The sequence below is a fragment of the Paenibacillus dendritiformis genome, assembly GCF_021654795.1.
GTDB lineage: Bacteria > Bacillota > Bacilli > Paenibacillales > Paenibacillaceae > Paenibacillus_B.
Map to the genome: position 1 here is coordinate 5642501 of NZ_AP025344.1, position 15394 is coordinate 5657894.

The following is a 15394-nucleotide window of genomic DNA, read 5'->3' on the forward strand; positions in this document are numbered from 1 at the left end:
GATTCCGCGCCAAGTACGAGGTGCTCGCCCCAATCGCCTTGATGATGCCGTACTGATTCGTTTTTTGCAAAGTAATAACATAGAAGAAAACAGCTTGCACAAAAGCGGCGATGACGACGAGGAAACCGATCATCATCGATAAAGAGCCTTGTTCTTCCTTGAAACCGGGGATGCCTGACATCGCCTCCTTCAGCGTCGCCGTCTCGACGCCGTCGATGTGGGAAGCCAGCGTATCCGGAACCGACGGGTCCCCTTTTATCGCAATCGCGTTATAAGGCGGGGCTTGCCGGCCCAATGTGTCCATCATTGCATCCATACTCTTCATATCCATATAGATGACAGGCGTATGACTGAATGTCTGCCCTTCCGCAAAGCCTACGACCTTCAAGGTTGCCTTCGTATCTGGGATGGTCAACGTAGCACCGAGCTTCACTCCATCTTTTTGCAGAGAGCGGTCAACCACCACTTCATGCGCATCGTTCACCACCGGGGATGCTCCTTCCACGATCGGAGGCATCAGCATCCCTTTTGTATCAATTGCGAACAACGTCACATCGGACTTCCGCTCCGATCCGTCCCGGGTCAGCGTCGGCATCGTCTGCGCAAGCGGCGTCGCTTCATGCACGCCGTCCTGCTCGGCGACTTGCGCCAACCGCTCTCTCGGCAAGGAGGAGCGCGACAGCTTGAACTCTGTATCGGACTGGTACACGATGAAATCCGCCTTCATCCGCTTGATCGCGGACGCATTATCGTCCGAGAGGCCGTTCGCCAGACCGGAGATGATTAATGTTAAGGAAGCAATCATGACCATAATGAACCCGATCAGTAAAAACCGGGCTCGGGCATGCTTCAATTCCCGCACCGCTAAAAACATGTTATTCCCTCCTTCTCTCTTGCCGGACTGCCAAAAACGCTGTCTGTCCAAGCCAACCTGTGTCTCTCCCGCTCGTGTCAGTATAAAAAATGAAAATGAACTCATCATGAACGGAACGTTACAAAAAGGAATGCGGACCAGATGCAGCTCAAAAAGCCTTGATATGCCCGGATCGCTCCGAACGCACCAAGGCTGATGGATAGAGATTACGTTATGGAAACACACTACGATAATATGATGATGTCGGGAACCAAGGATTGAAGCCGCCCCTGCAATCATGACCGCCAACCCGAGTCTAAGGCTGCCAGTTGTACACCGGAGTGTCGCTTGTTCCCGTCGGGTTTGATGTGGCGGTAAACATGCGGTTCGCCCCGCCCTCCCAGGTGACATGGCCTGCCGCGTCTTTGATGATGAATTTGAACTGAAAGGCCGCCCCGGCTGGCACGCTAACCGGCAGGAACCAGTCCGGATAATTCGGATTCATGAACGAATCGAGCACATTGTCCGGATTCCAGGCCCCCAGTTCGGCAATATCGCCAACGACATAGACATTCTGTCCCGGCTGCGTCGTCTTATTGACGTGGAAAATGACCTGCACTTGATCCCCGCCCAGCACCTGGTACCGGAACGGGTTGCTCGTCTTTCCGTCTTTCGTGACAGTAATCGCGTAGTCGCCGGCAGGCACGTTCGGCACCACGGCCGCAATCCGGTTATCCTGTGCGGATACGACCGCAGCCTGCTGAGACCCGAATGCAACGGTAGCCCCACCGCTCAGTCCGGTGCCATAGATGTATACGGTGTTCCCTGGACGCCCCATCGTTGAGACGACATCGCCGATATGCGGTTCCGCAGGATCGGCTGGCGGATTATGCGACCAGACGCTGACTTCGCCGCCAGCGAGCGTAAAGGCCGGAATCTGAAGCGTTCCGTTCTGATCAACGACGGTCATTGTCCGGCCATACAGCAGGCCCTCCAATGCATCGGCATAGGTACCAACCGGCAGGGTCGTCGTCAAGGCAGGGATGGATACGGTACGATCCGGCTGCCGGTTCACGGCGACAATGACCTGCTTGTCGAAGAACTGCCGCTTGTAGACGAGCGCATCGTCATTGCTGAACAAAATATCGGTCGTCCCGTATGCCAAGGCGTCATTGGACTGCCGCAGGGCCGACAGCTTGCCGATAAGGCGGTAGGCCACTGTCTGCTCGCTGAACGCCGGGGCCGCCGTCTGCAGGAACAAGCGGCCTTTATCCGACCCGCCATGGCCCGGATTCAAATATTGCTCCGTGCCATAATAAAGGTTCGGGATTCCGCGCGAGGTAAGAAGCACGGCCAGAGAAGCATGATAGGGCTTGTCATTCGGCTGGATATAACGGAAGCGCGACACGTCATGATTGTCGATAAAGGTGACGGCCTGATTTTCTACCGTATAGTCCGCGCTCGTCTGTACGAGCATTTGTCCGAAATCGCTCATGCTTCTGCTGAAGTCACCAAACGCTTGCCGGTTGGCATTGTAATATTCGAAGTCCAGATTGTTGACGCCTGTCCGATCAGGGAACGTTCGGTATTCGTCATACTTCGGATCAGGCCGGCCAATGAAAAATTCCCCGAAGTGGGTCACCGGACCGCATGGGGCAGAATCGATCGCATCCTTGAATCCTTTCACAAAGGCCGGGTTCATGTGCAGCGTGGCATCATGGCGAAAACCGTCAATGCCCTTCGCCTTCCAGAACTTGCCCGCCTTCTCCAAATGTTCGATGACGACGCCGTTCTCCTGGGAATAGTCGGCGAGCGAGGCCAATTCTTTATGCCGGTACCCGAATTGGGATGTATCGCTGTCCGGCCGGTTCCCTTCATGATGGAAAAAGCCGTTCGTATCGTTGAGGATGTCGGCGATTCGGTTCTCGACCTTGCCGTCGCCGTTGTAATCGATTGGGTTGCCGTCCGGGTCGAACACATACTGGCCGGAGCTGTCGCGATCTGGTTCATACAGCACGCCGTCGCCGTCCGGCCGCGGACCGGAATGGTTGGTCACGAAATCAATAACCCACCTTGATCCCCTTGTCATGGAGCGCATCGACCAGCGCCGTGAAGTCCTGCATTTTCCCGAAATGAGGGTTGGTTGCGAAGTAATTCCGCGCATGATAGCCATGATAGGATGCGTACATGCCGGCGATCAGGTTCTCCCGGTTCTCGTACGGAGCGGAGATCCACACCGCCGTAATGCCCATATTTTTCAGGTACGGGATTTTCTCCTGGATGCCTTTCCAATCGCCGCCTTGATATTTGTTCAGATCGGTTCCGTCGCCGCGTCCATCCCCGTTGTCATCGTTGAACAGCTCCGGGGGTGTGCCTGGGGGAATGTTGTTCGCGGGATCTCCGTCATAGAAGCGATCCGTCAAAATCTGATAAATGACATCCTTCGATGTTACCGGCCCTAATGATTGTCCGGACGCCGCGGCGTCTGCGGGCAGAGGATAGGCCGCCGTATAGCCAACGATCAGGGCTAGCGCCAAGAACATAGAGAATAGCTTCTTCATGAACCGATTCATCGTCATCACGATCGACACCTCTTCACCTGTAATGGAAAGCTGGTTATCTCTCATAGCGGTTCTTCCCTGTCTATTATTATGAAAAAGGAAAGTTCCGCCTGAGCGATTCATACGTGGTGCATCCGTTACTTTTGCTTATGCTGTGAAGTCGATTATGCCGTTCTAGAGCGGTATGCCGCCTTAGCTTGCTGGTGCTGAAATGACCACCTCCGCCTCTGCATTGTCCTCGCATTCAGGAACAATTTTGATTCAATGGTTTCTTATCTCATGATTACATAAATCTGTTATTCATGTAAATGTGTTTTTCCGCATAAAGAGCCCCTCTTCCTTGGTGGAAAAGGGGCTTACCGTATAGCTTGCGCTGTCGTTATTCCGCAGGCATTGCCTCTTGCAGGAGGCGGACCAGCTCATTCTCGTCCGTAATGACCGGAATGCCCAATTGCTCTGCCTTCGCCAGCTTGCTGCCGGCCTTCTCGCCGGCGACGACGAGATCCGTCTTCTTGGACACGCTCCCGGTTACTTTGGCGCCGCACGCTTCCAGCTTCGCGGTCGCTTCTTCCCGCGTCATGAGATGCAGCGTTCCGGTCAAGACGACCGTCTTGCCGTAGAAGAAGGATTCCGTGCTGACCGGCTTCGGCTTCTCGATCGGCTGCGGCCGCACGCCGAATTCGAGCAGGCGCTGGACGCTCAGCTTGTTCACTTCATCCTCGAAGAACGAGACGATGCTGTCCGCGACGATATCTCCGACATCCGGAACGGCGATAAGCTCCTCCCGCGTCGCGTTCATGACGCCCTCCAGCGTGCCGAAATGCTCCGCAAGCGCTCGGGTCGTCGTCTTTCCGGTATTCGGGATGCCGAGGGCGAACAAAAACGCGGACAGATCGCGCGTCTTGCTCGCTTCGATCGCCTGGAGCAAATTGTTCGCCTTCTTCTCTCCGAACCGGTTCAGGCCGACGAGCTGGTCGAACGTCAGCGTGTACAGATCCGACGGATCATGGACGTCCAGCTCATTGTAAATCTGCTCGGCCGTCATAATGCTGAACGTCTCGATGTCCATCGCGTCCCGGGACGCGAAGTGCACGATCCGCCCGACAATCTGCGGCTTGCAGTTCAGCTTGTTGTTGCAGAACAGATGGGCCCCGCGCATCTCCAGCTCCGATCCGCAGGACGGACAGTGCGTCGGGTACGCGATCTCTTCCCCATCCTGCTCCTCCGTCACCTTGCCGAGAATCTCCGGAATGACGTCGTTGGAACGCCGGATAAACACGCGCGATCCGAGGGCGTATTTCAAGTTTTTGCGCTCGATGTCCCCGATATTGTTCAAGGTACAGTTCTGGACAGTCACGCCAGCCAGTTCGACCGGCTCGACCCGCGCGACCGGAGTGATCTTTCCGGTGCGGCCGACTTCCCAGTTGACCTCTTCCAGGACGGTCGTCGTCTCCTCCGCCTCGAATTTGAAGGCGATCGCCCAGCGCGGGAATTTGTCGGTATAGCCCAAGACCTCCCGGGTGCGCATATCGGTAATCTTGACGACCGCCCCGTCGATCAGGTAATCGAGCGTTGTGCGCCGTTCCTGGATCTGCTCCAGCTCGGCATGCACCGCTTCAATCGAATCGAAGTAGGAGATATACGGATTGACCTTGAAATGATTGTCCTTCAAGAACGCCATCATCTCTTGATGAGTCTGGAAGGCCAATCGATCCGCGTAACCGATATTGTAAAAGAACGCGTTCAGCTTCCGCTGCGCCGTCACTTGCGGATTCAGGTTGCGAAGCGCGCCGGCCGCGGCGTTGCGCGCATTTTTGAGCGGCTCGGCGGCGGTCTTGTTGTACGCCTCCAGCACGGACAGATTCATAAGCCCCTCGCCCTGTACCTCTATCGTCCCTTCCTTGTACGGAATGGTCAATGGAATGGAACGGATTGTCTTTACTTGCGGCAGAATCGACTCGCCGACGGTGCCGTTGCCCCGCGTCGCGGCCTGAACCAGCTTGCCGTCCGTATACGTCAGGTTGAGCGTCAACCCGTCGTATTTCAATTCAACGACGTATGTGGGAGCCGGCAACGGCTCCCGATCCGGATTTTTGGCGTTGTAATCCTGAATCAGGCGCAGCACCCGCTGATGCCAGGTGTACAGATCGTCTGCCGACTGGGCCTTGTCCAGACTCCACAGCCGCGCCAGATGGCGGTGCGGGGCGAAGCCCTTCAGCAGCTCCCCGCCCACGCGCTGCGTCGGCGAATCGGGGTGGATGAACCCTGTTTCTTTTTCCAGGGCGACCAATTCGTCATACAGGGCATCATATTCCTTGTCGCTGATCACCGGATTGTCGAGCGTATAGTAATGGTAATTGTACCGGTTCAATTCCGCCACGAGTTGTTCCATTCGAGATTGTGCGTTCGTCACGGAGGTACTCCTTTCTATCTCCTATTCATATATGAGGTGGTTATGAAAACAGGTTCGAGCCAGGCAAGCGCCCGCTGTCACGTTATACTTTGGTTACCGGAGCGAATGCGGCCAGCAGGCGCTTGACGCCGACCGGGGCCGGGAAGGCAATCTGCAGTTCCATATCCGTGCCCGTTCCTTTGACGGATACGATGACGCCGGTGCCCCACTTCGCATGCGCGACCTTATCCCCGGCCTGGTAGGAGGAATCGCCGTTCTGCTTCGCCTTGTCGAATGCGGAGGTCACGGTCACCCCGCCCGGCTTGGAGGACACCGCTGACGTGCGCTGACTGGCCGCGGTGCCGGTACGGCTGCCGAGGCCGCCTGTGGATGTGCCGCCGTTGGCTCCGCCGCTGTAGCCGAGTCCGCGTCCGCCGTAGGAAGCCGCGGAATTGCTGCGGCCGTAGCGGTCGAAGCGCTCGTAGCGCGCGCCCGCCGGCGATATATCCTCCTTCAGCTCGTCCGGAATCTCCCGCAGGAACCGGGACGGCGGATTCGCATTCGTCCGGCCGAACAGCGTGCGCGACCGGGCGCAGGTCAAGTAAAGCTGCTCCTCGGCCCGCGTAATGCCGACATATGCCAGACGCCGCTCCTCTTCAAGCTCCTCGTTGTCGCTGAAGGCCCGGCTGTGCGGGAAGACGCCTTCCTCCATCCCGATGATGAAGACATATGGGAACTCCAACCCCTTGGCGCTGTGCATCGTCATCAGTATGACCGCATCGTCCTGCTCCTCCGGGGCGTCGTTCATCGAGTCGATGTCCGCGATCAGCGCCAGGTCGGTCAAGAAGGCGACGAGCGACTTGTCTTCATTCCGCTGCTCGAACTCCTGGGTGACCGACAAGAACTCGTCGATGTTTTCGAGACGGGCTTTCGATTCCAAAGTATTTTCACGCTGCAGCTCAAGCCGGTATTGGGACAGCTCAAGCATCTTCTCAGTCAGTTCCGTCACCGATAAATAGTCCACCATCCGGTTCAGGCTGTCGATCATCGCATAGAACTCGCGCAGCGCGCCCTTCGTCTTCGCCGCGATGTCGAGCCCGTCCATATCGTCGAGCACCTTCATCATCGACGTTCCCCGCTCGGCCGCCGCTTCCGCCAGCTTGGCCATCGTCGTCGCGCCGATGCCTCGCTTCGGCACGTTAATAACGCGCTCCAGGCTGATATCGTCGTCCGGGTTCGAGATAAGGCGAAGGTAGCCGAGGATGTCTTTGATCTCTTTGCGATCGTAGAACTTGATGCCGCCTACGATCTGATACGGAATATCGGATTTTATCAAAATTTCCTCGATTACCCGGGACTGCGCGTTGGTACGGTATAAAATGGCATGTTTGCTGTAGGATTTCCCGTTCGCTTTGTTCTTATTGATCTCGCCGGTGACGAAGTAGCCTTCATCATGCTCCGAATCGGCCTGGTAGACCTTGATCAACTGCCCTTCCCCTTGATCGGTCCACAGCTTTTTCGGCTTGCGGCCGGTATTCTGGTTAATAACATTGTTCGCGGCATTCAATATATTCGCCGTCGAACGGTAATTCTGCTCGAGGTAGATGACCGTCGCTTCCGGATAGTCCTCCTCGAAGTTCAAAATATTCGTAATGTCGGCGCCGCGCCAGCGGTAAATCGACTGGTCGCTGTCCCCCACGACGCAAATATTATGATGCTTGTCCGCCAGCATGCGGCACAGCATGTATTGCGCCCGGTTCGTATCCTGGTACTCGTCGACATGGATATATTTGAATTTATTCTGATAAAAATCGAGCACCTCCGGCTCTTCCTTGAACAGCTCGATCGTCGTCATGATCAGATCGTCGAAATCAAGCGCGTTGTTGCTCTTGAGCCGCTGCTGGTATTTCGTATAGACCTTCGCCACCACGCCCTGGAAGTAGTCGCCGATGTTCTGCTCGAACCGCTTCGGCGAGAGCAGCTCGTTCTTCGCGCCGCTGATGGCGGCCTGGATGGCGCGGGGCTCGAATTTTTTGGTATCAAGGTTCAGGTCCTTCATGCAGCCCCGGATAACTGAGAGCTGGTCCGTCGAGTCGAGGATGGTGAAGTTCGACGTGAAACCAATCCGCTCGATGTCCCGGCGCAGGATACGCACGCACATGGAGTGGAATGTCGACACCCAGATGTCGCGGCCTTCCGCGCCGACAAGCTTCGCGACCCGCTCCTGCATCTCGCGGGCCGCCTTGTTCGTGAACGTAATCGCCAGAATGGACCAAGGCGGCGCCTTGCGCTGCGAGATGAGATAGGCGATGCGGTGCGTCAGCACGCGCGTCTTGCCGGAGCCGGCGCCGGCCATAATGAGCAGCGGCCCCTCCATCGTCTCGACGGCGCGGCGCTGCTCCGGATTCAGTCTCGCTATCGATTCATGGAGATCCACTCCGGGGCGGGACGATTCTAGAAATTCAAACATGAGGAAGTGCTCCTTTCACCTTACTGTCTAACCGCCTGCTAGGATCGCTAGCGTGAGCGGCCGGATGCCGGTGCACCTAAGCACCGGCTGTATATGCTGTCCTATCATTACCTGATGTCATCGATAATTGAGAGGAAGGCGTCTCGCCTTATGGGACAAGCCGGACGGCCTCAACCGTCCGCAGCGCGGCTTCCACGTCGTCGTACACGATGTTGCCGACCACGACCGTATCTGCCGCTTCCGCCGCCTCCCTGGCCTGCTCCTCCGTGCGAATGCCGCCCCCGTAGAATAGTTGGGCGTGGCTTAAGTTTTTTCGAACATGATGAACCAATTCCATATCGCCATACGTGCCGCTGTACTCGACATAGACGACCGGCAGCCGCATCAGCTTGTCCGCCACCTGCGCATACGCTCCCGCTTCCGCCGATGTCAGTCCGGTCTCCGCTTCCGTCAGCTTGGCCGCGGTCGCCTCGGGATTCAGTATAATGTAGCCTTCCGGGATGAGCAGCTCCCACGGAATCATATAGCCGTACTGCTGAATCGCACGCTGATGTTGGCCGACCATCCAGTCCGGATTCGGCGTGTTCAGCACCATCGGGATCAAATATGTGTCGAACCCGGGCACGACGGAATCCAGATTCGACACCTCCAGCGCGGCCGGCAGCTCATAGCGCCGTATCCGCGACATCAGCTCGACCGTATTCTCGAACGTCACGCCGCTCGATCCGCCCACCACGATCGCGTCCGTTCCGGACAGACAGATGCGGTCCAGATCGTCGTCGCTGATATCTTTGTCGGGGTCTAATTTGAACACGTGTCGCCACGCTTCGATTGAAATGACAGGGGTATGCACGATGTTGTCCTCCAAGCTTCGAATAAACTGCTCTTCCTAGTGTATCAAATTCAGTCTACGAATGCAGTCAGGAGGTGTCAATGAGCAGAGATGCGTGTTAGTGGCAGAATGTATGTTCTTATTGTTCTATTGTAATCAAAATGAGGGGGGAAGTCACGGGGAAGTTGAAGGGAGCGGAACGGAGTAAGACTTAGCCAAAACACGCTTCGTATACGATGCTGATGATGATCACCCACAGCGACACCCCTAGCAGCAGCGCAATGACCCAGCCGCGGCCGGTTGCCAGATGATCGGTGTCGTTGCTTTTGTCCCGATGGTTCATATCGTCCACTCCTCCATAGATTATGTATATCCTCATTGTGGACGGAAGTTGCCGGGGGATATACGCGGATCAGAAAAACCTTACCCCAGGTCGTTGCATTCGTGTGAGGTAAGGTTAGATATGCGTTGTGTACGTCGTCTTTTAGTATGCATTTTTATTAACAAATCCGTTCCAAATCGTCTTCCAAATGATTTTAATATCGAATAATAAAGACCAATTCTCAATGTAGAAAATATCATAACGGATGCGTTCCTCGATCGACGTGTCCCCGCGCAGGCCGTTGCTCTGCGCCCACCCGGTAATGCCGGGACGGACATGATGCTTGACCATATACTTCGGAATCTCTTCCTTGAATTGCTCCACGAAGAAAGGCCGTTCCGGGCGCGGACCGACGACGCTCATATGGCCCAGGAGCACATTGAAAAATTGCGGCAGCTCATCGAGACTCGTCTTGCGCAGGAAGCTGCCGAACTTCGTCTTCCGCGGATCATTCTCCGTCGTCCACACCGTATCCGATACGGCGTCCGAGCTCACCTTCATCGTACGGAACTTGTACATGTGGAAGGTGCGGCGGTTCAGCCCCACCCGCTCCTGCTTGAACAGAATCGGACCCGGCGAAGTCAGCTTAATGCCCAAGGCGATAAGCAGCATAACTGGCGAAGCAATGAGAATCGCGATCAGCGAGAACACGATATCGAAGCAGCGCTTGAACACCCGGTTGCGAAGCACATCAAGCGGAATATCGCGAACATTGATCATCGGCATCCCGGCAAAGTTGTCGAAGTATGGCCGCGCCGGCAGATAATCGAAGAAGTCCGGTATGATGAGCGTCCGTACCCCCGCCTTTTCACAAGCCGCGATAATGTCCGGGAACTTGTGATGCGCATCCAGCGGAAGCGCGATGATGACTTCGTCCACGAGCTTATCGTTGAGCAACTGACCCAGGTCGTTGAGGGTGCCGAGGATGGGCTTATAGCGCTTTTTCTCCAGGGCATCCCACTCTGCCTGATCGTCTAAGAAGCCAATAACCTCATATCCCATATCCGGATGATTTCGCAAATTTTCATAAAACCGCTTGCCTAAAGAGCCCGCTCCCAAAATAACGATATATTGCTTATTGTATCCCTTCTGCCGCAAGGAACGCAGCATCACCTTGACCGTATATCGATAAATAACGGTTCCTATCGTGGCCGCCGTAATAAAGATGGCCAAAAATTCACGGGAGATGTGAACCTGCTTGAAAAAGAACAACATCCCAAGCAAGATAAATAAACTGATAGCATGCGTTTGGATAATGCGGAGAAGCTGATCAGCGAACCGCTTTTTCCGATGAAAATGATACAATGAAGACATCGCGCCGACCAGAAGCACGATCACCGCATAGATCCCGCCCCAAGCGACATATGTAGAATAGGGAAGCGCGCTGTCGTTTTCCAGCCATCCGCTTATAAACTTTATCCACCAAGCCATCCCAAACGCTAACGCGATGATCAGGACGTCGAATATCATATACAACTTCGACAGAAAACTTTGATTTTTGCGGAGCATATGCAACCCTCTTTTTCCTAGACCTAGCCCCATTATACTAGGATTCGGCAATAAGGTTAAGACGATATATCCTTTTTGTTGGCATAGGCTGGCTTCGACGGACGTAGAGACGCTCCTGCCCGGGCCAATACATTCATGAGCATCGCGAGTCCCAGCTTTGCCCCTATCCCGGCATACATGAGCGCAGTCACCCAGAACGGATATTTTTTCTTAAAATGCTTATTGTAAAGCACGTAAATCGCCCTATGAAATTCATACGTAATCTTATACGGTTTATTCCGGCTGCTGGCCCGTTTGTAATGAATGATCCGGGTCTTCGGGTAGTAATAATTCACCCATCCCGCCTGCTTGATCCGGTAGCACCAGTCGACATCTTCCCCATACATAAAGAATTGCTCGTCCAGCATGCCGACCTGATCGATCGCCTCGCGTCTAACCATCATAAAAGCCCCGATTAAACAGTCGATCGGATAGGCCTCGTCGGGGTCCAAGTCTTCGCGATGATACGCATTGATTCTCGGATTCTTCGGGAACAGCTTCGATAAGCGGGACACATAGAAGAACGTGGCCGCCGGCGTAGGGAATCCCCTGCGGCATGCCTTATCCAGCGATCCGTCGGGCAACACGACTTTGCAGCCCGATGCTCCGACTTCTGGATGTTCATCCATGAACCGAATCATCACATCGAGCGTATCCGGTTGGATCACCGTATCGGAATTAAGAAGAAGAACATAGCGGCCTTTCGCTATTTTTATGCCTTGATTATTCGCCTTAGAGAAACCTAAGTTTTGTTCGTTTGCGATAAGCTCGGCCTGCGGACATTGCTGACGGAAGACTTGTACCGAATCGTCGCGGGAAGCGTTGTCTATAAGGATGACTTCATACTGAAAGTCCGTTACCGATTGGTAGACGGACTCTATGCAGTTAAGAGTTAGTTGTTTCGTATTATAGTTGATGATAATAATGGACAAATCTATCATTTTAAAATATCTCCTCTAAAAACGACATGTCGACGAGATTATCCAATAGAGTGGTGGTATAGTAACAGTGACAGTTCCAACATGAAGGTTAGTATAATGTATTTGGCTAAGTTAGCTTTTATAAAATTTTTTATTTATATAAACGAACTTTTAAATAGTGCACACAACTCTTATTCTAGGATAACTTATAATGATTCACGAAAAAAGCTTAACATAGTATAATAAAATTCTACATAGGCACCTTTTTATTTACATCACTTTAATTTTTATAACTTATTCTAATCGTATTCACATACCAAAACTATCGCTGCACCAACGCCTCTTCGACAATTTATTATTGTAGATTTAACTTTACCGTGTTATGAATTAGGTACTTTAAACTAAATCATTGAAAGAAGGTATTATCTTGAGTTCAACATGCAGTGTGTGTAAGTCAGATGCAAACATTAGAATGAGATTGACCAATGATGTATATTACTGCAAAAAATGCGAATTATTTTTCGCACCTGATGTACGGTTTAACCATAGCTTTATTTCTGAACTAGATGAAAAAACCCGTTTTAAGGCATTGGAAAGTTTACGTTATAGTAATTTTTCAATAATAATTGATAGATTAAAAACAATCACCGAAAAATCAGGGCAAATAGCGGGTTTGGAAGTTGGGAATGGGTATGGATGGTTCTTGGACATTGCCAAGAAAAATGGAATAGACTGTGTCGGAATAGAGCCAGAAGAAGAGATGTTTAACTTTTGCGTTAACAAAGGTCACCAAATGGTAAGAGGTTTTTTTCCTAATGACCTAGTTAATGAGGAATTGTATGATTTTATCATCTTCAATGATGTATTAGAACATATCCCTGACATAAACTTTGTAGTTGAAAATTGTTATAAAAGACTGAAGGATGGTGGATATGTAGTAGTCAACATACCTCTGCATACCGGTTTCTTTTACAGGATGGGAAGTGTCTTTTACAAATTGGGTATAACATCTTTTATGAACAGACTCTGGCAATTTAATTTCCATAGTCCTCATTTTTATTATTTTAATCATAAAAGTTTGAAAAAAGTTTTCGAAAAGAATAATTTTAAACTTGTTGATTATCATAAACTTGAAAGTATTGATTCCACAGATATTAAAAGTCGTATCCTAATGGATAATAGTCTGAAAAAATATGCCGATATTATCAGCCCTCTCATTAAGATCTCTTTGCTAATTAAGGGTATTTTCCCTGAAGACATTGGTTGTTTTTATTTCAAAAAAAATAGTTAGTTTAAGTGCATCAAAGGAATATGTTGACTGCGACCCACAAGGACGACATTTTTTGCCGCCTTGGGGTCATTTTTCTTTGAATCAGAGTAAGGATGAGGAGCGGATGATCATGAGAAAGATAAATCGGGTTTTATCTGAATATAGAAGATACACTTACATTATCTTTACAGATCAACCATTTCGTACAAGGCTGAAATATCAACTTTCCATAGCGCTTACTGCATATAATAGTGCGAACATTACAGAGTAAAAAATACCCGAATGACCAACAACTTACGTTTCGTTAAAGAAATTTCTATTCAAAGATGGAGAAGTAATCTGTGATGATATAGATATATCTCTCATCTATGTATATCACCTTTAATTATCATAAGTCGAATTACGATATTATCTAACATTGCCTGTCGGTATAAATGTGAAGTCATTGCATATTTTATCCTTCTAAAAATCCCCTGATTCGGAATCAGGAAGCGGTTTAATTCAAGTTTTATCTCAAAAGGAAGTTGTCCCCCCAAGCAACGTTCGAACTCTTTTGCCTGCTTCCAATAGGTTTTTTCCCGACATTGCTTCAGGTAGTTTTTCCACTTCTTACTCAAAGCATTTTTAAGACCATTTTGACCACCTACAACGTTGCCTTGATGCTGCCGATAGTAAATGCTTGGTTTCTCATCATAAATGACTTTGCCAAAGGCAGATACAACCAAATACGCCCACCAATCATGCATAACGATATTTTGGGGAGAAGGCATATTGCGCTGCATTAAATCAATTGCCGGACGGTTAAGCATGATCGTAGCACCAACTGCAATATTTTCAACCAATGCATTAAAAAAAGAGGGGCCTTTCTTTGGAAACGGGGGCCAACAGTTAAGCGGCTTCAGCGTATGATCCACCATGAGCGTAGGAGTTAAATACATCATAGGTAGTCCGTCGGAACAAAGACTTAATGTCTGTATGCCTCTCTCCAGCTTATCTGGCATCCATACATCATCCTGATCACAGAAGCATACATAGTTCGTGTCCTGATGAACATGATAAGTAAGAAGCTCAAAAAAACTAGCAACGACTCCTACGTTTTTCTCATAAAAAGCCTCGATTTTATGGGGATAATGAGAGACATATTCGCTAATAATTGCTGTTGTACTATCAGATGAACCGTCATCACGTATGGTAATGAAGAAATGGGAGTGAGTCTGCTGCAAGAGACTATCAAGCTGCTCAGCCAAATACTTCTCCCCGTTATAAGTAGAAACAAGAATCTGAACTTTGTCTCGCTGCTCTCCCATACTCATTCACTTCCAATTTCAATGTCGATGTAAGTAATCACGCAAGGCTTCTCGCCAGTGCCGAATCGGCGTAAAGCCATTCACTCGAATGGCCATCGGGTCCAAAGCTGAATAACGAGGCCGTGGAGCCGGACGCGGGAATTGCTCTGTCGTACATGGGTCAACCTTGACAGTTATCTTGACCTCTTCAAAAATGGCTTTGGCAAATTCATACCATGTACATATTCCCGTATTCGAAGCGTGATAAATGCCGTACTTTTCAGTTGCAATTAGTTCTTCCAAAAAGAACGACAAATCACACGTGTATGTCGGCGAGCCCCATTGGTCATTGACGACTTGTAAGGAATCGCGTTCAGCACCAAGCTTTAACATCGTTTTGACAAAATTACTGCCTGAAGCTCCATACACCCAGGACGTTCTTACAATAAACCAACGGGAACTTAGAGACTGAACCAATTGTTCCCCCGCTCGCTTCGATTTTCCGTATACGGTTAATGGATTAGTATTGTCATATTCATAATAGGGGCTTGCGCTATTGCCGTCAAATACGTAGTCTGTGCTAATATAACAAACTTTGGCTTTCACATGCTCTGCTGCTGCAGCAATATTTCTTGTTCCCATGGCGTTCACCAGGTAGGCATTATCTTGATCCGTTTCTGCATGGTCGACCGCGGTATACGCCGCACAATGAATGACAGCCTCTGGCTGCAATTCAGTAATAATGTCTCGGCATCGCTTCTCGTCCGTAATATCTAATTCCGATCTTCCCATACCTATTACAAGATGTCCTTTTTCAGCAAAAAGGCGGACTACGTCCGCCCCTAACTGCCCATTAGCGCCTGTTACGAGTACTTTCATC

12 protein-coding genes (1 of these 12 only partly in view) are annotated in these 15394 nt (G+C 51.1%); 1 reads left to right on the top strand and 11 read right to left on the bottom strand.

Features of this window, described 5'->3' with window-relative positions:
* From L6439_RS25120 to L6439_RS25155, 9 genes are all read right to left on the bottom strand, one after another.
* On the bottom strand, positions 1-874 hold the 5' portion of the coding sequence (locus tag L6439_RS25120) for an ABC transporter permease (protein WP_213471242.1). Its footprint begins 227 nt before the window's first position; 874 of the gene's 1101 nt are visible here — the first part of the coding sequence; its start codon is at positions 872-874; its stop codon lies beyond the left edge, outside the window.
* Between the two features lie 295 nt (positions 875-1169).
* Complete coding sequence (locus tag L6439_RS25125) at positions 1170-2909, bottom strand: carbohydrate-binding module family 20 domain-containing protein (protein ID WP_237096638.1); 1740 nt, start codon at positions 2907-2909, stop codon at positions 1170-1172.
* A gap of 4 nt (positions 2910-2913) precedes the next feature.
* Positions 2914-3480: an alpha-amylase family glycosyl hydrolase gene (locus L6439_RS25130; protein ID WP_237096639.1), complete on the bottom strand. Its 567-nt coding sequence runs from the start codon at positions 3478-3480 to the stop codon at positions 2914-2916.
* Between the two features lie 313 nt (positions 3481-3793).
* Positions 3794-5806: an NAD-dependent DNA ligase LigA gene (gene ligA, locus L6439_RS25135; RefSeq protein ID WP_213471294.1), complete on the bottom strand. Its 2013-nt coding sequence runs from the start codon at positions 5804-5806 to the stop codon at positions 3794-3796.
* A 103-nt stretch (positions 5807-5909) separates the two neighbouring features.
* Entirely contained in the window at positions 5910-8276 is a 2367-nt protein-coding gene (pcrA, locus tag L6439_RS25140; RefSeq protein WP_213471243.1) for a DNA helicase PcrA, read from the bottom strand.
* Between the two features lie 148 nt (positions 8277-8424).
* A complete protein-coding gene (pcrB, locus tag L6439_RS25145; protein WP_237096640.1) occupies positions 8425-9129 on the bottom strand; it encodes a heptaprenylglyceryl phosphate synthase in 705 nt (234 codons plus the stop codon).
* A gap of 190 nt (positions 9130-9319) precedes the next feature.
* A complete protein-coding gene (locus tag L6439_RS29390; RefSeq protein ID WP_269155955.1) occupies positions 9320-9451 on the bottom strand; it encodes a hypothetical protein in 132 nt (43 codons plus the stop codon).
* A 141-nt stretch (positions 9452-9592) separates the two neighbouring features.
* The gene (locus tag L6439_RS25150; RefSeq protein ID WP_213471245.1) at positions 9593-10999 is read right to left on the bottom strand and encodes an undecaprenyl-phosphate glucose phosphotransferase; all 1407 of its coding nucleotides are present in this window, start codon (positions 10997-10999) and stop codon (positions 9593-9595) included.
* A gap of 56 nt (positions 11000-11055) precedes the next feature.
* On the bottom strand, positions 11056-11979 hold the full coding sequence (locus L6439_RS25155) for a glycosyltransferase family 2 protein (RefSeq protein ID WP_213471246.1): 924 nt from the start codon (positions 11977-11979) through the stop codon (positions 11056-11058).
* A gap of 406 nt (positions 11980-12385) precedes the next feature.
* Between L6439_RS25155 and L6439_RS25160 the strand changes: the two genes are divergently transcribed.
* Positions 12386-13249 carry a class I SAM-dependent methyltransferase gene (locus tag L6439_RS25160; RefSeq protein ID WP_213471247.1) on the top strand — a complete coding sequence of 288 codons (864 nt, stop codon included), beginning with the start codon at positions 12386-12388 and terminating at the stop codon, positions 13247-13249.
* 341 nt (positions 13250-13590) lie between these two features.
* Here the strand turns inward: L6439_RS25160 and L6439_RS25165 are convergent, their stop codons facing one another.
* Positions 13591-14535 carry a glycosyltransferase family 2 protein gene (locus tag L6439_RS25165; protein WP_213471248.1) on the bottom strand — a complete coding sequence of 315 codons (945 nt, stop codon included), beginning with the start codon at positions 14533-14535 and terminating at the stop codon, positions 13591-13593.
* Between the two features lie 18 nt (positions 14536-14553).
* Entirely contained in the window at positions 14554-15393 is an 840-nt protein-coding gene (gene rfbD, locus L6439_RS25170) for a dTDP-4-dehydrorhamnose reductase (RefSeq protein ID WP_213471249.1), read from the bottom strand.
* Position 15394: the final 1 nt, after the last annotated feature.

What these genes read in the sequence shown, in the direction of transcription:
- L6439_RS25130 (WP_237096639.1), bottom strand. Translation starts at nt 3,480, where the DNA reads ATGAGAGATAACCAGCTTTCCATTACAGGTGAAGAGGTGTCGATCGTG.
- ligA (WP_213471294.1), bottom strand. Translation starts at nt 5,806, where the DNA reads ATGGAACAACTCGTGGCGGAATTGAACCGGTACAATTACCATTACTAT.
- pcrA (WP_213471243.1), bottom strand. Translation starts at nt 8,276, where the DNA reads ATGTTTGAATTTCTAGAATCGTCCCGCCCCGGAGTGGATCTCCATGAA.
- L6439_RS29390 (WP_269155955.1), bottom strand. Translation starts at nt 9,451, where the DNA reads ATGAACCATCGGGACAAAAGCAACGACACCGATCATCTGGCAACCGGC.
- L6439_RS25150 (WP_213471245.1), bottom strand. Translation starts at nt 10,999, where the DNA reads ATGCTCCGCAAAAATCAAAGTTTTCTGTCGAAGTTGTATATGATATTC.
- L6439_RS25155 (WP_213471246.1), bottom strand. Translation starts at nt 11,979, where the DNA reads ATGATAGATTTGTCCATTATTATCATCAACTATAATACGAAACAACTA.
- L6439_RS25165 (WP_213471248.1), bottom strand. Translation starts at nt 14,535, where the DNA reads ATGGGAGAGCAGCGAGACAAAGTTCAGATTCTTGTTTCTACTTATAAC.
- rfbD (WP_213471249.1), bottom strand. Translation starts at nt 15,393, where the DNA reads ATGAAAGTACTCGTAACAGGCGCTAATGGGCAGTTAGGGGCGGACGTA.